At 49.8% G+C, this 20,901-nt stretch carries 17 protein-coding genes; 5 read left to right on the plus strand and 12 right to left on the minus strand.

Annotated features, from left to right (window positions below; translation table 11 throughout):
* Window positions 1-12: 12 nt before the first annotated feature.
* The 7 genes from nagZ to ACFVQB_RS32055 all read right to left on the minus strand — a co-directional run bounded on the left by nagZ (window position 13) and on the right by ACFVQB_RS32055 (window position 8,353).
* Complete coding sequence (nagZ, locus tag ACFVQB_RS32025; protein WP_379448982.1) at window positions 13-1,707, minus strand: beta-N-acetylhexosaminidase; 1,695 nt, start codon at window positions 1,705-1,707, stop codon at window positions 13-15.
* A 69-nt stretch (window positions 1,708-1,776) separates the two neighbouring features.
* On the minus strand, window positions 1,777-2,943 hold the full coding sequence (locus tag ACFVQB_RS32030; RefSeq protein ID WP_379448983.1) for an exo-beta-N-acetylmuramidase NamZ family protein: 1,167 nt from the start codon (window positions 2,941-2,943) through the stop codon (window positions 1,777-1,779).
* A complete protein-coding gene (locus tag ACFVQB_RS32035; protein ID WP_379448985.1) occupies window positions 2,943-3,653 on the minus strand; it encodes a hypothetical protein in 711 nt (236 codons plus the stop codon). The genes ACFVQB_RS32030 and ACFVQB_RS32035 overlap by 1 nt, the downstream gene beginning before the upstream one ends.
* A 46-nt stretch (window positions 3,654-3,699) precedes the next feature.
* Window positions 3,700-4,809 carry an ABC transporter ATP-binding protein gene (locus ACFVQB_RS32040; protein WP_113055299.1) on the minus strand — a complete coding sequence of 370 codons (1,110 nt, stop codon included), beginning with the start codon at window positions 4,807-4,809 and terminating at the stop codon, window positions 3,700-3,702.
* A gap of 118 nt (window positions 4,810-4,927) precedes the next feature.
* Window positions 4,928-5,761, minus strand: a complete 834-nt coding sequence (locus tag ACFVQB_RS32045) for a carbohydrate ABC transporter permease (protein WP_062322342.1) — start codon at window positions 5,759-5,761, stop codon at window positions 4,928-4,930.
* Between the two features lie 260 nt (window positions 5,762-6,021).
* Entirely contained in the window at window positions 6,022-6,945 is a 924-nt protein-coding gene (locus tag ACFVQB_RS32050) for a carbohydrate ABC transporter permease (RefSeq protein ID WP_376040306.1), read from the minus strand.
* A gap of 55 nt (window positions 6,946-7,000) precedes the next feature.
* Complete coding sequence (locus ACFVQB_RS32055; RefSeq protein ID WP_079695900.1) at window positions 7,001-8,353, minus strand: ABC transporter substrate-binding protein; 1,353 nt, start codon at window positions 8,351-8,353, stop codon at window positions 7,001-7,003.
* Window positions 8,354-8,714: 361 nt separating this feature from the next.
* On the opposite strand from ACFVQB_RS32055, the gene ACFVQB_RS32060 reads away from it, so the two are divergent.
* Together ACFVQB_RS32060 and murQ are read left to right on the plus strand one after the other, a co-directional pair.
* The gene (locus tag ACFVQB_RS32060; protein ID WP_379448988.1) at window positions 8,715-9,677 is read left to right on the plus strand and encodes an N-acetylglucosamine kinase; all 963 of its coding nucleotides are present in this window, start codon (window positions 8,715-8,717) and stop codon (window positions 9,675-9,677) included.
* Window positions 9,678-9,699: 22 nt separating this feature from the next.
* A complete protein-coding gene (murQ, locus tag ACFVQB_RS32065; protein WP_379448990.1) occupies window positions 9,700-10,605 on the plus strand; it encodes an N-acetylmuramic acid 6-phosphate etherase in 906 nt (301 codons plus the stop codon).
* Between the two features lie 143 nt (window positions 10,606-10,748).
* On the opposite strand, the gene ACFVQB_RS32070 is transcribed toward murQ, so the two are convergent.
* Window positions 10,749-11,588 carry a MurR/RpiR family transcriptional regulator gene (locus ACFVQB_RS32070; RefSeq protein ID WP_064642976.1) on the minus strand — a complete coding sequence of 280 codons (840 nt, stop codon included), beginning with the start codon at window positions 11,586-11,588 and terminating at the stop codon, window positions 10,749-10,751.
* A gap of 123 nt (window positions 11,589-11,711) precedes the next feature.
* Window positions 11,712-12,941, minus strand: a complete 1,230-nt coding sequence (locus tag ACFVQB_RS32075; protein ID WP_379448992.1) for an anhydro-N-acetylmuramic acid kinase — start codon at window positions 12,939-12,941, stop codon at window positions 11,712-11,714.
* A 297-nt stretch (window positions 12,942-13,238) separates the two neighbouring features.
* Between ACFVQB_RS32075 and ACFVQB_RS32080 the strand changes: the two genes are divergently transcribed.
* The 3 genes from ACFVQB_RS32080 to ACFVQB_RS32090 are packed head-to-tail and all read left to right on the plus strand — an operon-like array spanning window position 13,239 to window position 16,105.
* Window positions 13,239-14,063: a hypothetical protein gene (locus tag ACFVQB_RS32080; RefSeq protein ID WP_379448994.1), complete on the plus strand. Its 825-nt coding sequence runs from the start codon at window positions 13,239-13,241 to the stop codon at window positions 14,061-14,063.
* Between the two features lie 24 nt (window positions 14,064-14,087).
* Window positions 14,088-15,509, plus strand: a complete 1,422-nt coding sequence (locus ACFVQB_RS32085; RefSeq protein WP_379448996.1) for an N-acetylmuramoyl-L-alanine amidase family protein — start codon at window positions 14,088-14,090, stop codon at window positions 15,507-15,509.
* Window positions 15,510-15,550: 41 nt separating this feature from the next.
* Entirely contained in the window at window positions 15,551-16,105 is a 555-nt protein-coding gene (locus tag ACFVQB_RS32090) for a GerMN domain-containing protein (protein WP_379448997.1), read from the plus strand.
* A 163-nt stretch (window positions 16,106-16,268) separates the two neighbouring features.
* Here ACFVQB_RS32090 and ACFVQB_RS32095 read toward each other — a convergent pair whose 3' ends face one another.
* The 3 genes from ACFVQB_RS32095 to ACFVQB_RS32105 form a co-directional block, all read right to left on the minus strand.
* Window positions 16,269-17,831 (minus strand): MBL fold metallo-hydrolase, encoded by a 1,563-nt coding sequence (locus ACFVQB_RS32095; RefSeq protein ID WP_379449000.1) that lies wholly within the window; start codon window positions 17,829-17,831, stop codon window positions 16,269-16,271.
* Window positions 17,828-19,513, minus strand: a complete 1,686-nt coding sequence (locus ACFVQB_RS32100; RefSeq protein WP_379449002.1) for an ABC transporter permease — start codon at window positions 19,511-19,513, stop codon at window positions 17,828-17,830. The genes ACFVQB_RS32095 and ACFVQB_RS32100 overlap by 4 nt, the downstream gene beginning before the upstream one ends.
* An 84-nt stretch (window positions 19,514-19,597) precedes the next feature.
* Complete coding sequence (locus tag ACFVQB_RS32105) at window positions 19,598-20,674, minus strand: ABC transporter substrate-binding protein (protein ID WP_379449004.1); 1,077 nt, start codon at window positions 20,672-20,674, stop codon at window positions 19,598-19,600.
* Window positions 20,675-20,901 lie beyond the last annotated feature (227 nt).

Consider the following 20,901-nt stretch of genomic DNA (forward strand, 5'->3'; position numbering starts at 1 on the left):
CTTTCACATTGTTCACTGTCTATCTATGGATACAGGAAGTTTCCCCGCAAAAGGAATGCGCCCCATCAGCGCCTGAGCGACGCTATCCATGGCAAGTGGCCGGCTCTCGTAAGCTGCTACATAGACCTGCATTTCAGGAAGCACCAGCAGATCATAGGGACTTCGCAGTGCCACAACAGCCAGTGGTTTGCCCAATTGCTGCAACCAGCCAATCAGCCTGCACTGTGGATCGCCCGAGGGGCTTCCCGCATTGTAGGTTCCCACCACAATCTGCCGAATGTCATCTGCTTCCGCTGCCTGAAGCAGACGGGCGGAACGAATGGCAACTTCCTCTGGCGTGACCATCAGATCGACAACATCCAGACCATAAATGGATAAGGCTGATCCCAAGGTGAACATCTGAGTCAGCTGTTCGTCGGCAATTGTCGTCACGGACGTGGCAACCGTTATGACCAGCGTGCGTTCCGGCTTCAAAGGCAGCATATTCAGCTGGTCACGCACCAGTGTGATACTGTTCTCGCTAATACGGCGAGCAACCTTCTGATGAAGCAAACTGTTGCGCTCAGGCCCGCTGAAATGAGCAGGATCGTATGATGCCTTCGGCGATGATGAATTCGATACTACACCAGACATTTCATCATCACTTGCGCCGCTCATTCCATTCTCCAGCAGGCCTCGTTTGGCCTTGTACTTCAGCAACCGAGTTACAGATTCGTCAATGCGGGCTTCGCTGATTCGCCCGTTCTGCACTGCTGCCAGCAGAGCTTCAAATGCCTCTGCCTGAAGATGAGCGGTGTGGCTGATCAACACCAGATCTGCGCCGGCCTCTACCGCCATCACAGCTGCATCGACAGTGCCATAGTTGGCAGCAATCGCATCCATCTCCATACAATCCGTTACAATCATGCCGTCATAACCCAGTTCCTGACGTAGCAATCCGCTTAACACGGCTCGCGATAGTGTCACAGGCAGACGCTCCGGTTCCAGAGCGGGAAAATAAATATGTGCCGACATCATCGCGTCGACACCCGCCGCTATGGCAGCACGGAACGGAATCAGTTCCACACGCTCTACCCGTTCCCGATCATGGGTGATGACCGGAAGATCCAGATGCGAATCGGTATCCGTATCCCCGTGTCCCGGAAAATGTTTGGCTGTCGCTGAAATGCCAGCATCTTGTACTCCCGCAATGCTTCTGGCCCCATACGCTGCCACGGACTGCGGTGATTCCCCAAATGAGCGCACACCGATTACCGGATTGGCGGCGTTGTTATTTACATCCAGAACCGGAGCAAAGTTCATGTTAATTCCCATCGATCTCAGCTCCACTCCACTGATATAGGCTGCCTGATATGCATCCTCGATGGAACCTGCTGCGGCAATAGCCATCTGTCCCGGCATCAGGGCGATTCCTTCGGTAATCCGGGCCACCATGCCGCCCTCCTGATCAATGGATATCCAGAGCGGCACATTACCGCTATCGACAGCAATCCGTTGCAGCCCCGACGATAGCCGCTCTACCTGCTCCGGCGATTCAACGTTGCGCGCAAAATAGATTACGCCGCCGAAGGGATACTTTCGAAGAAAAGCATCCACATCACCGGAAGCCTCGGTGCCATGAAAGCCGCATAGCAGCATTTGTCCGATTTTCTCACGCAGGGTCATCTGTTTTAGTTTCAACGGGTATATCTCTTCTATTCCACTCATTCCATGCCTCCTCCCCATGACAAACATCATCCGTACATTACGCAACATACCATTGATGAATTTCACTCTTTATGGGTATAGCAAAAACGGCTTCCGCCGTTCCTTCCATTCCTCTGCCTCTGTATTCCAATCTCCCATCAAGCACACTAATTCTTCACGGTCATGAATGACATCTCTGACTTTCCTGCCTCCGGTCAACAGATCAATAAAATAACGTGAACCCGGCTGTGGCGGCTCCAACCAGCGAAATTGCTCCGGATAGAGCGATGCCAGTTCATGCAAAAGCACCAGACCTGTATCTACCGCCCGGAATGCCCTGCTGTCTGTTACGAAAATTCTCACACCTCCGCACAACTCACCTGCATGTTTGGAGAAGGTTGGCGACATGTACACCGGATGCACATGCACACCCTCCAGTTTGTGTTCCCGAAAGCGTTCCGCCAGTTGTTCACCATCTACCCACGGTGCTCCAACCCATTCAAATGGTCGGGTCGTACCTCTGCCCTCCGACATATTCGTCCCTTCAAACAGGCAAGTACCCGCATACACCCGCACACTGTCCAGCGTGGGCATATTGGGAGAGGGCAGCATCCAGGGAAGCTCGCAGTCCGTAAACTCCATAGAGCGCCGCCACCCTTCCATTGCGATCACATCCAGTTCGCAGGGCATCTCCATCTCACTGTTCACCAACAAAGCCAGCTCACCGACCGTCAGTCCGGTTCGGACAGGAATACGCCAGGCGCCAACGAGTGATTCATACCCCTCGCTCAGCACGCCGCCTTCCACACTATACCCGCCTAGCGGATTGGGACGGTCCAGCACCAGCAGGCGTTTGCCTGCTTCGGCACAGGCCTCCATCATGTGGAACAAGGTTGATGCATACGTGTAATAACGGACGCCCACATCCTGAATGTCAAACAGCACCGTATCCACCACAGCCAACATCGCAGACGTAGGCTTCTTGTGTTCCCCATAAAGACTAAACACAGGCATGCCCAGACGTGGGTGCACCGTATCCCCAAATCGGACACCAGCCTGAAGCTCACCATCCAGCCCGTGCTCACAAGCATAAAGCGCAGTAAGCTGGGCATCTGCCAACCCGACACAAACATCCACCGTAGAGACAAAATCAGCCGTAATACCCGTGAGGTTCGTCATCAGGCCAATACGCGCATCCGTTAACCATGGGTGGGAGAGTCCTCCCGACAGAAGATCAACTCCAGTTCTTACGCCCATCACACATTCCCCTGGCTGATCCACCCTGTATGTTGGTGGTCATTGCCGCCAGATGTGACAGGTTCCTCTTCAGGTTCCAGCACATTAAGGGCTACCTTATGCTGATAAATTGCAAACATGCCCGCGAACAACGCCCCGAAGCCAACAACCGTCAGCGTCAGCAGAGCCGTCAGACACAGCGCCTGAAAACAGGCTCCCATCGTGTACCCCGGATGACGGAAGAATAGCTTTACACTTTCCCCCATCGCCTGAATGATGCCCATGTTCTTTTGCAGAACAAGCTGCCAGGTATAGAACTGCGACATCAGCGCCATGAGGACGAAGAACGTTTGGAACATGCTCACCGCTGTACCTGTAATTCCGCCCTGTCCGCCGTAATACCACCAGGTTGACCAGAGAATGAAACCAAGCACGGCGAAAAGTACACCTACTGCCCCTCCCGGAATGAATCCCTTCATCGTTCCGTTCCAGATATCCTTAAGCCCATTGCGGCGTTCCTTGCGTTCCAGCCTGTGATGCACGGCATAACTGACGCCGAACAGGATTGGCATATAAATCACAGCCAAAAGCAGCACCGCAATCGGCAGCGGAGCAAACATCAGAATGGGTACCAGCACAATGGAGCTGACAACACTGTACAGGGCCACCGGAATAATATCCCGATAGATTTCCGCCCCCGACTTGACCAACACTTCACTCAGCTTACGCATCTCCACACTCCCTTTCTTGCAGTTCCTTCCTCATCCAGCTCGTTTCTTATTCCCGTCCAATCGCCAGTTCCGTCTCCGGGTCAAAAAAGTGCGCCTTACGCAGGTCCAGTACAAAATTTTTGTCCATTCCTACATAAGCATGTGTTTCCGGGTGAACCTTGGCCGTGACGGTACGGGCACCCGAATGGAAATACACCAGATTCTCGGAACCCAGGTGCTCCACTACCTGGACCCGCGCCTTCAGCATATGATCTGTCGGGATATTCGGAGCGACATCATCACCAAAAATATGCTCTGGACGCAGACCCATAATCACCGGCTTGCCCTGATGGCTTTGAAGACGAGCGAGTACATCCTCTGGCAAGGTGAATGATGCTCCCTCCACGACAACCTGCGTGCCTTCAATCCGGGCATCGATGAAGTTCATCGCCGGGGAACCGATAAATCCGGCAACAAACATATTACGCGGACTCGCATACAATTCTTTCGGTGAAGCCACCTGCTGTATATCTCCATGATTCATGACCACGATGCGCTCCCCAAGTGTCATGGCCTCTACCTGATCATGCGTGACGTATACAATGGTGGCACCGAGCCGTTTATGCAGCTCGCCCAATTCCACCCGCATCTGCACCCGCAGCTTCGCATCCAGATTGGAGAGCGGCTCATCGAACAGAAACACCTGCGGATCACGGACGATTGCACGGCCTACCGCCACACGCTGGCGCTGACCACCGGACAGCTCGCGCGGTTTGCGCTCCAGCATCGCCTCCAGTCCCAGAATGGAAGCAGCATTCTGCACCTGTTCATCAATATAGGACTTTGGCTTCTTAAGATTTTTCAGGCCAAAGGACAGATTTTCACGGATGGTCATGTGCGGATAAAGTGCATAATCCTGAAATACCATCGCGATATCACGATCCTTCGGATGCAGGTCGTTCACGACCCGTTCCCCGATGACAATATCGCCGCTCGTCTGTTTTTCCAGACCCGCAATCATCCGCAGTGACGTCGTCTTGCCACAGCCCGAAGGACCCACAAAAACCACGAATTCCTTATCTTCTATAACAAAGTCCGAGCCGGCAACAGCCGTGAACGTTCCTTTATGATCGTCTTTGAATTCTTTGCGCACTTGGCGAAACTCCACGCGTGCCATAGGTAGATCCCCCTTTACGTTGTCGCTTTTCCTGAACTATATAAGTTCAACTAACGAATATTTACACTGGCACTCCGATCCGTTATGGTGTAAATGTTTAGTTGAACATATATAGGAGTTAACCTTTAACCGCACCGATCGTAATACCCTGTAGGAAATAACGTTGCAGTGAGAAAAACAGAATGATCATCGGCAGCGCACCAATCGTTGCCCCTGCCATCATTGCGCCGAAGTCCGTTGATTCGGCAAATACGAACGAGGCCAGCCCCACCTGAACGGTGCGCATCTCGTTGGAATTGGTGATCAGGAATGGCCAGAAGAATTCATTCCACGAAGCTACAAACGTGAAAATCGCCAGCACCGCGATCCCTGGCTTCGCCATCGGCAGGATCACTTTCCAGAAGATGCCGAACTCGCTGCATGCATCAATACGTGCCGCATGAATCAGCGATGTGGGCAGCGTTGACATGAATTGTTTCATCAAGAAAATGTTGCCCACACTGACGGCAGCAGGCAGAATAATGGCTGTGTACGTATCCCCCAGATCAAACACGTTGACCATCAGAATGTACAAAGGAATCAGCGTCACCTGTGCCGGAATCATCATCGTGCCCAGCAAGGTCCAGAATACCGCCTGACTTCCTGGGAATTTCAGTTTGGCGAACGCATATCCCGCCAGGGAGGCGAAGAACACATTCGTCACGGTCAGAATGACCGAGATGAGCAGCGAGTTGTACAGCCAGCGCCAGGCATCAGTTTTGGCAAAAAAGCGCTCATATGGTGACAATGACAGCTGCTCCGGGATCATCTGCGGTTTGAAGGAAGCCGACATCGCACTATCCTGTACCGAACCGACCAGCATCCAGTACATCGGAATGACCGTCACCAGTGCCCAGACCACCAGCAGAATGGATGCAACGACAAGCAGTGTCTTTTTCTGTGTTGATTTCATGGATTTCTTTCACCCCCGGATGCTTAATGCAACATGCTCTAATAGTACGTGTTTAAAAAGACCGGTTTTCAGTACCGAGAAGATGGGATGAAGCTAGAAATGGAGTAGCGGAGCGTAGGGAAAACTACGTGAGCAACTACAATGTTTCCGAAGGAAACATACTTCGTAAGCATCCGCTTATTTCGGCTAAATTCCATATTCGATGCTGATGATGCCACTAGGCATCCTTCGTAATCAAAAGCGGGCTTTTTGAACTACCTCTAATACTCAATATCGCTGGAGAAATATTTGAACTGGATGACGGAGATGACAATGATGATAATCGCCAATACGAATGACTGTGCAGAAGCCAAACCGAACTCATAGAACTTGAATGCCGTCTCGTAAATCAGATAAGCGATCGTCGTTGTCGCAAAGTTCGGTCCACCCTGTGTCATCAGATATACCGAGATGAACACCTGGAAGGACGTAATTACACCTGTCACAAGCAGATACAGCGTCGTTGGTTTGAGCAATGGCCATGTAATCTTGCTGAACTGGGTCCAGCCGCTGGCATGATCAATATCCGCCGCTTCGTACAGCGATTTCGGAATACCGCCCATGGCTGCCAGATACAGAATAATGCCCGCTCCGTGCGATCCGAGCCAGTTCATCAGAATGAGTGAAAAGAGTGCCGTTCCTGACTGGCCCAGCCAGATCACCGGATCAAGGCCGAACAAGCCGAGGAAACGGTTCAGCAATCCCGAATCCGTCGGGTCAAAGATCGCCAGCCATACGATGGAGATCGTTACCCCGGATGCTACCGCAGGCAAGTACAATGTTGCTTTGAAGAACGTCTGCCACTTGCTTTTCATCTGGAAGATGAAGTAGGACAGTACAAATGTAATGAGAATATTGACCGGTACCGTACCTATAGTAAAGATGAGTGTATTTTTAATCGATTTCCAGAACGTCTCATCCTTCACCAGTCGCTCGTAGTTATCCAATCCAACCCACGTCGAATTCATAATGTTGTATTTCTGGAAGCTCATCACGAGAGCCGTCAGAACGGGATACAGTGTGAAAATAAGAAACAGCAGGACAGGCGCCAAAATAAACAAATACGCCCACCCGTAATCTCGCCAAAACCGGGCAACCCGGGAAGTCCGGGGCACAGACGGTTTTGGCGCAAGGGCGGTCTGCATGGCGAATCCTCCTCTCCTAATCAGTGTGGTTTTGCGTTATGTTTTATGGTCAGAGTTATTGTCCGAACATTTGCTGGCCTTTGTTCTTGAAGTCTTCTGCGATCTGCTCCGGTGTCTTCTCACCCGAGAACAGCGCCTGAATGTTAGGCTTCACAACTTGTTCCTTGAATTGTTTTTGCTGTGATGCTTTGTCGATATCCAGTTCCAGTACAACCGGCATAGCGATATTCTCTGCCATTACTTTCGCAGCAGCCAGATTATCCGGTTGACCAAGCTCTTTTCCTTTAAACAGATCCACTTGGGATTGTCTTACGAATGGGAGCGCCAGTTCATTGGCCGAGTTCCCTGCTTTGGCACCACTGAGTGCCTCCATAACCAGGAACGTATTTTTGGCATGCTGTTCGCCTTTGTCCTTTTTCTGTTTGAAGGCTACATACCCTTCACCGCCCATCGTTGTAGCCGCAGGTTGATCGTCATTGTGCGGTACAGGCAACAAGACAAAATCAATTTTCTCCCCTTGTACCTTGCCGTCATCAATATCCTTGTTGCGGTTCTGAATCATCACATCATAATAAGGAATCGCTTTGGAGATGATCGCCGTTTCACCCGCGTAGAACATATCCGTCCGTTTGGCTGGAGCAAGAGCAGCCGTTTCCTTCGGCATATAACCTTGATCCATCAGGTTTTTAATAAAAGAGAGAGTATCCAGAATGCGGCCATCATTCCATTGGAACGTGCCAGCTTTGTCGAGAACGTCAATCATACCGTTGTTTCGGGACAGCATTTCAATGAAATCAAGCGAGGTTCCGTCGGTAACCAGTGCATATTGTTTAGCCCCGCCATCCAGTGTTTTGGTCAGCTTGGCTGCGGCAGCGTTAAATTCAGACCAGGTCCAGCCATTTTGCTGAATGGATTTCCAGTCAATGCCCGCTTCCTCCAGAATGCGTTTGTTGCCACCCCATGCCCATTGGAATTGATACAACGGCAGTCCGTACTGTTTCCCTTGGATCTGGCCTAACTCAAGCGTACCTGGCAGATAGTCATCCTTGATCTCGGGTGTCAGGTAGCTGTCCAGCTCAAGTGCCAATCCCGTATTCACATATGTGCCGTCTACACTATGAAAGTAAAGATCCGGCGGATTGCCCGCGTTCAGAGCGACATCGAATTTTTTGGGCCCTTCCGCCCAGGAGAGCATTTCCGTTTTCACGGTAATGTTCGGGTGTTCTTTATTGAAATCAACGATCAGATCCTTCAGTTCATCTTCATATGTCCCATGTACTGGATAAGTCCATACGGTCACCGTATCTTCCGCATTCGGATCATCTGAAGCAGCGCCCCCGCTATTCCCGCAGGCAGTAACCCAGACCATCATCAACAACATTGCCCATACCAGACCCTTCTTTTTCATCCCTTCATCTCCTTCGCGTGTCGTCTCCCGATTATTGCATTGCCTGACCATGCTACCCCTTTTGAAATCATCCATCCTTAAACGGCATAACTGACTATTGAGCGTGGCAGTAAGGAAAATGCACCTCCCCTATGGATTAGACCTGAACGTACGCAGGATTAATCTCTTAAATGCAATATTAACGTCAACTTAGTTAACATTAACAGTATTAATTCCTTCCAAAATTGTAGATTGAGTTCATTATATGAGCTATGAAATAAAAATTCAACATTATTTTTTATTATAAAATTTAATTTTACTTTTTCATTTTATGCCTCTATACTATGTAAAAAGAAAACTCAAGCAAGCGAGGTGAGCCACTTTGCGAGTATATGTAGGTGTAGATGGAGGCGGTACCAATACTGATGCAGCAATCATTTCTGAATCTGGCGAAATTCTCGCCCGGCTTAGCGGCGGTCCCACCAATCCTCACAGCGTACCACCTGAACAGGCCCTTTCCGAACTGCAACGAGTGCTGGAACAGCTATTTAATCTAAAAAGTGATTTATCGACAAATTGTGAAGGTATATGCCTCGGCATGTCAGGTGTAGATACGGTTCAAGAACGGCAACTTATAGCCGACGCCGTAAATAACTATATGAAGAGCCACAATCGCCAGGGATCAGAAGGCTGTCCAGTCTGGGTTGTATCCGAAGGAGAGATAGCCCTGATGGCCTCTCTCGGACATACTCACGGTGTTTTGTGCATCTCTGGAACAGGGTCCATCGTGTACGGATTTACGCTGGAAGGAGTACGATACCGTGCAGGAGGCTGGGGGCATCTGCTCGGAGATGAGGGGAGCGGCTATCGTATTGGACAGCGTGCACTCCAAGTGGTTATGCAGAGCTATGACGGTGTTCTTCCTCCAACCCGTTTAACCCCGCTTCTTTTAAAGCAACTGAACCTTCGGGATATATCGGAGTTAAAGGCACGGGTGTATCAGACGGATTGGGGCAAAACCGAAACAGCATCCATCGCCCGACTTGCTATAGAAGCAGCTGAATCCGGGGATGAGGCCGCCCGGGCACTGATCATTGATGAAGCTGAACAATTGGCGGATACCGCCAAGGCACTGATTGCCCGTCATCCCGAATTTGCATCCACTCAGGTTGTCCTGTCCGGATCACTGTTTCGATACGCTGCGCTTTTCCGAAATACATTTATCCAGAAGTTATCGGGATATTATGGAGAGCTGGACTTTGTATATCATGAAGATGCGCCTGCTCCAGCGGTAGGTGCAGCACTACTGGCAAGAAGACGCCGTTCCCTGAATGAATCATTTTAAAAGAGAGAAGGAGGCCATACGGATGAATCACATGCTGAACTCACTACTAACGGAACAACCCAATCCACTAACGGATCATATAGATGAATTGCCTTCGGAAGAAATTATGGAGCTAATTAATAAGGAAGATCAACGGATTGCGGAGCTCATTCAGCCCCTGATCCCGGTTATTGCCCAAGCGGCGGACCGGATCTTGGAGGCCTTTCAGTCTGGCGGCAGGCTGTTCTATGTAGGCGCAGGCACAAGTGGACGATTGGGAATACTTGACGCTTCGGAATGCCCGCCTACCTACGGAACCCCTCCCTCCATGGTGCAGGGGATTATTGCAGGGGGATTTCGGGCAGTGAAGGACCCGGTGGAAGGTGCTGAAGATAGCGAGGAATTGGGAGCTGCCGACCTTGATGAACATGGATTGGACGAAAACGATGTCGTGGTTGGCATTGCAGCCAGCGGGCGAACGCCGTATGTGCTGGGTGCGATGAGACACGCCAAGGAGATTGGAGCTACTGTAATCAGCCTGAGTAACAACGCAGGTACACCTATGACCCTTTTGGCTGATGTGAGTATTGAGGCTGTTGTCGGCCCGGAGGTTGTCATGGGTTCAACACGCATGAAAGCAGGCAGCGCCCAGAAAATGATTCTGAACATGCTCACCACTACCGCCATGATTCGTCTGGGCAAGGTTTACCGTAATTTCATGGTCGATCTGAACCCTTCCAACGAAAAGCTTGTCCATCGGGCCAAACGCATGATCCATCTGGCAACCGGAGCGAACGAAGCGGACATTGAACAGGCTTTTGCCGGTGCAGACGGTCATGTAAAAACAGCAATCGTTATGCTGATGGCAGGCCTGGACGCCGTGGAAGCTCAGCGCAGACTGGATTTGGCTGGCGGATTTGTTCGCACCGCCATTGTGGGGCCTTCCTGAGCCGTACAGGGGTATGCCTAGACGTTGAAAGAGCCCGACATTGATCTGTGGGCTCTTTTTTTTATTTTTTGATATAAAGGCGGATATAGTCCGTCAAAAAATCCCCTCCTGTATAAACAGAAAGGGATTCATATGGTTCTACTTCACTTATGCTCCAGAATAGCCTGCCGGCTCTTCTCCAAATATTCCACCGACTGGTTGTAGTCGCGGCTGGCAATCGCCAGATACAAAATGTCGATCACGTTCAGCTGTGCAATGCGTGACGAAGTTGCTCCGCTCCGGATATCGCTTTCGGTGGAAGTAATCATCAGGGGCACATCCGCCAGACTGCTGAGCGTATTGCTTCCCCACTTGGTAATGCTAATCGTTGCAGCGCCGCCTTCACGAGCATGCTTCAGACAGGAGATCACGTTCGAAGTCTCGCCTGAATACGAGATACATACAACCGCATCATCTTCGCGAAGCGTCGTTGCGGACGAAATCTGCATATGCGGATCGGCGAACGAAAAGCTTGTGCGATTGATTCGCATGAACTTGTAGTGTGCATCCAGCGCAATCAGGTTGGAGGCCCCCACCCCGTAGAAAAAGATCCGGTTCGCCCGATGAAGCACATCTACTGCCTGTTCCACCAGACGCGGGTCCAAAATATGAACGGTATCCTTCACCGATTGAATATTGTTTGCGGACACATGCTGAATAATGCTCTCCATGGAGTCCTGGGGACGAATCTCCGTATATTGATATTGCTCACCTGTCTGCAAATCTCCGGCAATCTTCAGCTTCAGCTCCTGAAAACCCGTTACACCCAGTGATTTGCAGAGACGGATAATGGCAGCCGGACTGCCGCCGCTCCGTTCAGACAGCTGTGCCACCGAGGACTGAACCGTCTCTTGGGGATGATCGAGAATGTAAGCTCCGATCTTCCGTTCCGACGGGGTCAAGTCATCCATTAATGCGCGTAAACGTACAAGTCCACCTTTCATGCCTTCCATCCGCTCCTCCTTTCCGTACTGCCTTCATGTACAAGCATTTTATCCTATAATTCCAATAGAGTCTAATTGATTAAACGCCCTTGCATATGCAACTCATTCAAAAGCCTTGCTGCACTACAGTGTCAGGTTACCCGATATTACGGCGTGTTTTGCGCCGGTTACTGCCGGGAGCGTGTTGGTTCTGCCCATGAGTGCCTCATGGCCAAGGAGGGCAAATCCAATCGCTTCGCGGGCATCATCCGGTATACCATAGTCCGCTGTTCGCTCCAGACGGATGCCTTCCGGGAGTCTCTGACGGATCATCTCCATTAACGTGGCATTGGAAGTGCCACCACCGCATGCGAGCATGGCCGATATTTGCACCTTGGGCAAGATAAAATCCTTCATTGCCCCCACGATCGTCTCCGCGGTCAGACAGGTGGCGGTAGCCAGCGTATCCTCCAGGGATAAGGAACGCGCAGCGGCCATCTCCATCAGGCGTGCTGCATATGCCGCACCGTACACCTCACGTCCGGTGCTCTTGGGAGGGAGCCTTTTGAAATAGTTATCGTCCAAACACAGATCTACCAGATCCTGATTGAACTTCCCCTGTGCGGCGATGCTTCCATTCGGATCATAATGCTGCCGCCCACCTGTCGCCTGGCGTACAATCGCGTCCATCACCATATTGCCAGGGCCCGTATCAAAAGCCGAAATGCCTTCATTAGAAGACACTGATGGTAGCACCGTAACGTTGCCAATACCGCCGATATTTTGCACCAGTCGTCCTTCCTCCGGACTGCGGAACATCAACGCATCGGCATAAGGGGTAAGTGGCGCGCCCTCCCCGCCAGCCGCCATATCCCGTGCCCGCAAATTGCCGATCACTGGCAGGCCCGTTCGTTCACGTACAACGGCGCATTCACCAATCTGCAACGTGGACACCACTGGAAGACTCTCTCCTGCTGGTCCTGGAAAAGCCGAAGCTACAGGTGCGTGCCATACGGTCTGTCCGTGCATGCTGATCGCATCCACCTGCCCGGATGAGATTCCTGAGGATCGAATAAGCTCTCTGACACTGTGAGCATACCACTCCGATACGCCAAAATGTGCAGCCGTGAGCTCATCCACGCGTGCCGTCTCCGGTGAGCATAGTCGAATCAGCACTTCTCTCAATTCATTGGAGTACGGTACGCAGACGAAGTCAACCAGATCGATCTTTTGCAATGCCCCGCTGTCATCTGTCAGAATACGCACCAATGCCGCATCCGTCCCGTCGAGGGACGTCCCTGACATCAGTCCAATGATGTAATGCTCCCGTTTCAAGCGATAATGCTCCCACATCGGATAGCTGCCTGTATCCATCCATTCACAACCTCCCGCCAGACCCGATGAACACGTCATCCTGCCATAATTTCACCCAGTATATGATATAAAATTTCACAAGTCAAATATTTTATGAAATTAAATTACACCCCTCCAACCATAGCTAGTCTTTCTCTGAACTGGAATACTCAAAAGATGCTTTCTATGAATATAAATAGATAAATAACGATCAAAAAAGAAACATTTTTACAATTATACCGTTTATATAACGAAGGTATATTTTGGAATCGACATGTTGAGGGTTATAAACTGTCACCAGCGGAAGGAGATACCGAGATGAACAACGCTGCTATTTGGTTTTCAACTGTGCTATTAATGGGGGGATTGACGACTACAACGTCATCCATTGTTGGTGCCAAACCAGCCGCACCAGAACTAATTTCCCAACATTCCGTTGACGCGATTTCTGTAACTCCTTCCATCTATTCAAGCATCAAACCGTTTAAAAAGAACAACAGTACCAACAAAATCGTCTGGAAAGGAGGAAATATTACTTTAACCGCTACTACAGTGAAGTTGGACGGTAAGCCCACATTTGAACAAAACGTAATTCATTCCATGGTCGTCACCCAGGGGAGCCAGAAACATACGATTGAAACAAGTGGTTTAGAGGACAATTGGCTCGATATCACAAGTGTTGTTGCCTCCCACTCCAATACATGGCTTGCTATACACGCAAAACGTAGCGCAGGAAAAACTCTGATGCTGCTTAACCTTCAAACGGGTGAAGTGACGGAATTAAATGACCGATTGAAAAAAGCAGGCAAGAAAAACATAGAAACCATTGCCGACTATAACTGGGCACCCAACGAAGATCAGATAGCCTTCTCTTACGGAGATCCCTCCAAGAGCTCAATAGCCATCTACAATGTTCAGAAAGAGAGCTTTATATACCTGCCAAGGGCAACCAATTATATTAGTACCAATCTGATTTTGTGGCAAAAAAACGGGAAAATACTAGATTACATCAGTGAGTACCCGTCTGATCAAATGATACTTTATAGGTATAGCATAGAGAGTAACAAGGTGAAGCCTGTTAAGAAAATCAGCCGTAATGAGTTTGCCGAATGGTTCAAGCTGGATAAGTATCCCATACAGTAACGATCTAAATAGTAGAGGTGCATAATGAAAAAAACGATAATACTCCTATTTTTAAGTCTGTTCTTTCTGGTTGTACTCCCTAATCAGGGAAATGCGGCTGCAAGCACGTCGAAAATCTTCTTGGACGGCGAGGAATTAATCCTTCCAAGTGACGTTCAGGTGACCATCGTGAATAAGAATGTTATGATTCCGATTCGTGTTGTTGCCGAAAATTTGAAATTTAAAGTTGATTGGAATCAAAATGCACGTAATGTAAAGATCCAGCAAAATGACAAGACGATTTCTTTAACCGTTGATCAAAAGCAAGCCATGGTTGCTGACAAGCAAGTTACCTTGAACACAGCCCCGCTCATTTTAAATAACACCATGGTGGTACCCATTCGATTTGTCAGTGAACAAATGGGACTCAACGTGAAATGGAACAACAAGGAGAAGATTGTATACTTAATCAACACCGACACCAATAAAGAGCCCAATGTTGAGCCGGCCAACGGTTCAGGAAACGGTAACCCAACATCACTAACACATGTTACCGATATCCAATTTGCCAACAATCAGCTCGTCGTGTCTATGGATGGTGAATCCAAACCAGTGATGACGACTCTGAAAAATCCCGATCGTCTGGTTGTGGATCTGCCCGGAGCAGTGTTTGGTGATCTATCGCAACCTTTGAATCAAAACATGAATGGGAAATTGGATGTGGACGCATACCCCAATGTAACGGAAGTTAGATATTCTCTTTTTAAACAAGACCCTGGTCAAGTTCGAATTGTCGTTGAATTGAATGATGTGAAGGATGTACAGTACAGCCAGAACATCATTGCCGATAAACTAATTATCGATCTAAATGTTTCGGGGGATAACGTCACACCCGTTCCAGTAACTCCTGTAGGCGACTCAGGACGCAAGGTCGTTGTCATCGACCCAGGCCATGGGGGTAAAGATCCGGGTTCAACCAGCATCACCAACAAACCCGAGAAAGAATATAATTTGGCATTGGCTCTCAAAGTACAAGCACTGCTTCTCAATGAGCCGGATATCGAATTGGTGATGACTCGTGACGGTGATACTTATCCCACTCGCCCGGAGCGTGTTCAGCTCGCCAATCAATTAAACGCTGATGTATTTGTATCTATCCATGGCAATAATGTGGAGTCCTCACCCCAGGCGACAGGTACAGAGACGTTCTACTATCAACGCAGTAGCAGCAAGGAATTAGCCAATATCATTCACCAACGTTTGGTTAAAGCCATGGGGCTCAAAGACCGTGGTGTGAAAAATGGAAACTTGGAAGTGATCAGAGACACGACCATGCCTGCAGTACTTTTGGAAGTGGGATTCCTGAGTAATGTTATGGATGAAGAACTGATGTCATCCGATGTCGTTCAGATGAAAGCCGCTCAAGCGATAGCAGATGGGATAAAGGAATATCTGGGTATAAATTAAATGATAAAACATAATGTAAATATGCTGGAGGATGTGATCCATTGAAAACGAAATTGGGATGTGCACTCGTCTTATCCTTTTTAATGATGGTTGGCATTGGTTGTGCTCAGAAGCCAGTCAGTGATTCCGGATCGGCCGAACCTGCTGTTCAGGGGGGACAGTCACCAAACCAATCCGAAACAAAGGTGGATTTGGGCACAATGAACACACAAGCGATTGATGTGTATTTCACAGATTCACAGGTACTGGAGCTGGAGAAAAAAGAACAGGAAATCGAATTCAAGGACGATTCCGAGAAATATAAAAAAACATTTGAAGCTTTACAAAACAATACCGATTCGGAGCTCGTATCCCTCTGGAATAAAGTCGAATTGCTCTCCCTACAGTACGGCGAGGGCAAAGTCACTTTGGATGTTCATATTCCGGATGAGGCCAAATTGGGAACCAGTGGCGAGCTGCTTGCATTGGATGCACTGACCCAGACCATGTTTCAATATGATGAAGTAAAAAGTATCGATATACTGGTGGACGGTGAATCCCTGGATAGCTTGATGGGCCATTCAGAGCTGGAGCATCCTATTCAGCGCGAGCCCTAATCTAATTTTAAAAGACACCGGATGATTCTCTCCTTGAATCATCTCCCATGCATGATGAGAAGCATAACTTCTCATCATGCTTTTTTCATAAAAAATCCACATTCAAAAAGACGTCCCCAGGGACGCCCTACATAGATCCAATCCTTAAAAAATAAAATTCCACCTATATATATAACTCATCTCCAGGCGATAGCGAATGCAAAACTCCTTTCCCCAAGACCGATTTTTCGCTGAGCAAGCCTTCTCTCAGTTTATCCGTCTCTGCCCGGTCCGCATGCACAAGCACCGTATGCCTTGCAGGAACCTGATGCAGCATTTTCTCGACATCCTTCCATCCCTGATGCACCTTATATCGAATTTTCTGTACATCGCACGCTCCGTGTTTTGCAGGATTCTGCAACAGCCTGTAAGCATAGGTGCCAGCAGAGACATGCCCGGTGAGCAGCACCAGATTATGTTCATCATCCGCAAACTGGCTATAGTACCAGCGAGCAAGAGAGGACTGCATCATCCCGTCCGGAATGAACCACAAAGAGGCAGCATGTTGATGCAGTAGCCGCTCTCGCTCTTCCTTTGTCACAGGCATCTCCCATCCATGTCCCCTCAGAAAATGCCCAATCGCTCCCTTCACAGAACCCGTTATGTGTTCTTCCTCTTCCTTTAGCCAATATGGAGCACGTAAAAGCTGCTTCAGCCCGTCCACCAGCCCTTGTTCCACTACAATTGGAATGTCCGGGAACTGCTGCTGTGCCCACAGCATGATTTCCTGACCACGACCCACCGAGGGCATAGGCATTAGCACCTTTCCACCCCGGGCAATCGTCTCATGAATGGCCTGTTCCAGCTGCTCCAGTTTGTTGGCCTGTGTATCGCGGTCTGTACCGTATGCGGCATCCATAATCACCAAATCCAGCAGACCGATAGCAGATGCTTGGTTCACTTCTACTCCCTTGGATACGGCATAGGCATCCCCTTGCTCCACAGTTCTCCCTGCTGATACGTGGGATCGTAACACCCCTTCGGATGCAGCAAAGGGAAGAGTCTGCGACGCTGATGGCTCTCCTGCAACGACATGTCCACCATTCACGACGGTTCGTATATCCGGTTTCCAACGTTGACTAACTGGAGCATCGAATCCACTCCTGTTACGTGGTACCCTTGCCTGCCAGAATACATCCGCTGGACAATCTTCCTGCAAAAGCATAGATTCGGAGGTGTAATCACCGGAATAAAATATCCGCTTATCCTCCATTTCCAGCCCGAACCATACCGATCCCGCAAGGTGTCCACTGCGCCCCCACACCACCGACACGCCAGGAACCATTTCAAACCAGATTCCAGCCTCGGCTTCGTCCTCCAAAAATCGGTAGCGAATCAATTGTTCATCGCCTTCTTCGTATGGGAGGGCGTGTCCTGCCCTCTCCATATTTCTTCGCCAGGCTCTGAAGTAGGTGTCCAATTGCTCCCTGGTTTCCCGCGTCGTCCATACTTCACCCTGATACCCCATCCTATAGAGCAATGGAATAGCGACAGAATGATCCTCATGGGCATGAGACAACAAAACTACATCCAGCTCTTTAACAATTTCCGGTTCAATCAACGGGTACTCGCCAGCTCCTTCTTTTTTCACGCCACAATCCAGCAAAAGTTGAACCCCGCTCCCGCTCAGGAGATAAGCAGAGCGCCCGTGTTCCCCGGCGCCGCCCCATACCTTCAGTTTGATCATGATGCATTCCACTTTCTCTTCGAATTCAGAACTTCGATGCCGAGCAACATCAGTACCGTCATACCAACAGTAACCACGGCCATCGCCATTCCCAATGAAACCTGACCTTGTTCAAATTGAGCAAAAATATACGTAGCCGATGTCTGCATCGATGGAGGCAAAATCAACAGTGACCCTACCAGCTCCCGCGTGGCGATGGTAAATGTCATCATCCACCCAGCCAGCATGCCGGGGATGATCAGTGGTAGAAGAATACGCCGCAGAATATACAACGGCCTTCCGCCAAAGACCTGACCCGCCTGGAACAACGTTCCGTCGATCTGGGTGAAGCTTGATTTGACATACTGCACCGTGTACGGCAAGAAGAGCACCACATACGTCAGAACAACCATTCCGTACGAGTTGTATAGGGTGAACGGCATCCATGGTGAGTTCCAGAACAGGATGAGACCCACCACCATGACAATGCCAGGCACCGTATTCGGTAGCAGACTGAACAGGTCAATGACACGCTGCATAAAGGAAGACGATTTACCAATCGTCATTGCAAAACCTGTACCGATAATAACCGCAACCGTCGAAGCTGCCAGTGACAGCCCCAGACTGTTCCCGATCGCTTTCATACTGACTGATCCCCAGGACAGCAACTCCCGGTAATGATCCAGCGTCAGATTGTCGAAGGACAATCCCGCGCCGCGCAGCTTCATGGTCGATGCAGCAATAATGGAGAAATACGGAATGCCCACCGACAGAATCAGCAGCAACGCGAGATACAACCCGTACAACCATCCCGCGCCGCCGCGTAGGGAGTATCGTTTGGAACGCTGCCCCTTGCCCCCCACCAGACGGTATGTGAACTTTCGACTCATGGCAGACTGCATGTACCACATCACCAGACAGACCGACAGCAGCACCGATGCAAGCGAGGTTGCTTTACCAAAATCAATCGGCCAACTGGAGATATACTTGTGGATCTCAGAGGTCATGACATAATAGCCAATCTTGCGCCCGAAGGTGGCCGGTGTTCCGAATTCCGCAATCGTTTTGACAAAGACGAGCATGATCCCCATGCCATAGGAAGATAGCAGCAGTGGTAAAATAATGCGTCTGAAGCGGTATCCCGCACGTCCCCCGTGCACCGCTCCCGCTTCTTCCAGATTGCCTCCAATGCGAATGATTGCATCCCGAAGCAACAGATACAGGAAGGGGAACAGATGAAGGCTCATAATGAGCACCATGCCCCAGAAGCTGAAGAACAACTCACTCCAGCTCGCAGCGGAGGGCACCCATTGCTGCAGGTATCCCCCTTTTTGCATAAACAGAATCCAGCCCATGGAGCCGATATACGGCGGGGTCATGAACGGAATCATCAGGATTACGTCCACCCAGCGATGCTGACCCATACGGGTCTTCGCCATCATCCAGGCCAGTGGCAATGCCAGTAGTGTGGTCACAGCTACCACGCAGATCCCCAGCCAGACGGAATTCAGCAGCACCCCGGATAAATGCTGTCCGGTAATGGTCCGAATCGGAGCCATCCAATCCCATTGCCCATCCGGATACACACTTTGCCAGAAAATCAGCAAGAGCGGTACACCAATGCTTATCGTCAGCAGAAAGAGGGCCAGAATCACGCCCACTCTCCGAAAAATACGGTTGTTGTCTACTACAACAGGTTTCACTACGATTTCACCTCACATGACTTCCACAAGACAATCGTCTCTTCACTCTAGTTGCTCGATTTGCTCGCCATAACACTATTAATATTATTTAAAAGTCTCGGAGAAACGTGCCGCTGTCTCATCTCCGTGTTCACTCATCCAGTTCCAATCCACTTTAAGCTGCGGGATATCTTTCAGATTCGCCCGGTTAGTCGCCTCGATGTCTTCACGTCCCGGAATCAGATAAGCATCTGCAACGAGCTTTTGTGCCTCATCGGACAACAGGTAATCGATAAACGCCTTGGCATTCTCCACATTCTGACTCGATTTCAGAATCGCTGCCGGTCTTGGACTAATTACAGTACCTTCCTCTGGATATACGATGTCCAGCGGTTCACCTTTGGCTTTGGAGGAATACGCCATGTAGTCCACACCAGCTGCTACGATGCTTTTCGCTCCGGTAATGACCGGGTCAAGTGCTTCCTGATTCGCTCCTGCCATCGCTACACCATTCGCTTTGTAACTGTCCAGCAAGTCCCAGCCCTTATCTCCATTCACACTCAGGTAACCCGTAATGAAGTCCAGCGCGGAACCCGACAGTGTAGGATCAGGAATATTGACTGCGTCCTTCCAGGCAGGTGTTGCCAGCTCAGCCCAACTGGTTGGTGGCGTGGACACCAGCTTCGTATTGTAGACAATTCCGAGTGCCGAAGCACTGGAGCTAAAATAGTTGCCGTCGGCATCCGACCAGTCCTTGTTCAGCTTGTCTGCATTCTCCGCATCAGGATATGGGAGTGTCAGACCATCCGCCTTCAGCGCTTGTGCCGAAGGCAGGGAGGCTAGAATAACCACGTCCGCTACCGGATTGGATTTTTCCGCTTCCATGCGAGCCAGAATTTTGCCTGTCGTTCCCTGGAACATCCCCACTTCAATGCCCGTCTTGGCTGTAAATCCGCTGATGATGTTATCCGCCAGCTTCTGAGGTCCTGCACTGTACAATACCAGCTTACCACCGGCTGGTTTTGTCGTTTCCGCCGATGCAGTAGCCGTACTGCCTTCCCCCGCAGCTTGACCCGCATTCCCGGTAGTTGAATTACCTGTGCTGCATCCGAACAAACTGATACTCATTACCGCTGATAATAACAGCATTGCGCTTCTTTTACGTGTTTTCATACCCAACATTTTCATTCCATCTCCTTTGGTTTCTGATTATATTTGTATTCAAGTTTCTGCAAACTCACGCTGTTTACGCCGTTCCCGCTATGTTCGCTCTTGTCGCCAATACATGCCTCTAATCATGAGTCTGACCGATAATATGCTCTCAGGAAGGTACGTTTCCTTGATCATTCACTTTCTGGAAGTTACACTTCCTTGATGATCCGTTTCATTACTCCATAATTCTGTTCATG

Origin of the sequence: Paenibacillus sp. NPDC057886 (assembly GCF_042796655.1) — a bacterium.
Lineage (GTDB): Bacteria > Bacillota > Bacilli > Paenibacillales > Paenibacillaceae > Paenibacillus.

Excerpts from the sequence above, each read along its gene's own strand:
- nagZ (WP_379448982.1), bottom strand. The coding sequence starts at position 1,707 with ATGAGTGGAATAGAAGAGATATACCCGTTGAAACTAAAACAGATGACC.
- ACFVQB_RS32030 (WP_379448983.1), bottom strand. The coding sequence starts at position 2,943 with ATGGGCGTAAGAACTGGAGTTGATCTTCTGTCGGGAGGACTCTCCCAC.
- ACFVQB_RS32035 (WP_379448985.1), bottom strand. The coding sequence starts at position 3,653 with ATGCGTAAGCTGAGTGAAGTGTTGGTCAAGTCGGGGGCGGAAATCTAT.
- ACFVQB_RS32040 (WP_113055299.1), bottom strand. The coding sequence starts at position 4,809 with ATGGCACGCGTGGAGTTTCGCCAAGTGCGCAAAGAATTCAAAGACGAT.
- ACFVQB_RS32045 (WP_062322342.1), bottom strand. The coding sequence starts at position 5,761 with ATGAAATCAACACAGAAAAAGACACTGCTTGTCGTTGCATCCATTCTG.
- ACFVQB_RS32050 (WP_376040306.1), bottom strand. The coding sequence starts at position 6,945 with ATGCAGACCGCCCTTGCGCCAAAACCGTCTGTGCCCCGGACTTCCCGG.
- ACFVQB_RS32055 (WP_079695900.1), bottom strand. The coding sequence starts at position 8,353 with ATGAAAAAGAAGGGTCTGGTATGGGCAATGTTGTTGATGATGGTCTGG.
- murQ (WP_379448990.1), top strand. The coding sequence starts at position 9,700 with ATGAATCACATGCTGAACTCACTACTAACGGAACAACCCAATCCACTA.
- ACFVQB_RS32070 (WP_064642976.1), bottom strand. The coding sequence starts at position 11,588 with ATGAAAGGTGGACTTGTACGTTTACGCGCATTAATGGATGACTTGACC.
- ACFVQB_RS32075 (WP_379448992.1), bottom strand. The coding sequence starts at position 12,941 with ATGGATACAGGCAGCTATCCGATGTGGGAGCATTATCGCTTGAAACGG.
- ACFVQB_RS32080 (WP_379448994.1), top strand. The coding sequence starts at position 13,239 with ATGAACAACGCTGCTATTTGGTTTTCAACTGTGCTATTAATGGGGGGA.
- ACFVQB_RS32085 (WP_379448996.1), top strand. The coding sequence starts at position 14,088 with ATGAAAAAAACGATAATACTCCTATTTTTAAGTCTGTTCTTTCTGGTT.
- ACFVQB_RS32095 (WP_379449000.1), bottom strand. The coding sequence starts at position 17,831 with ATGATCAAACTGAAGGTATGGGGCGGCGCCGGGGAACACGGGCGCTCT.
- ACFVQB_RS32105 (WP_379449004.1), bottom strand. The coding sequence starts at position 20,674 with ATGTTGGGTATGAAAACACGTAAAAGAAGCGCAATGCTGTTATTATCA.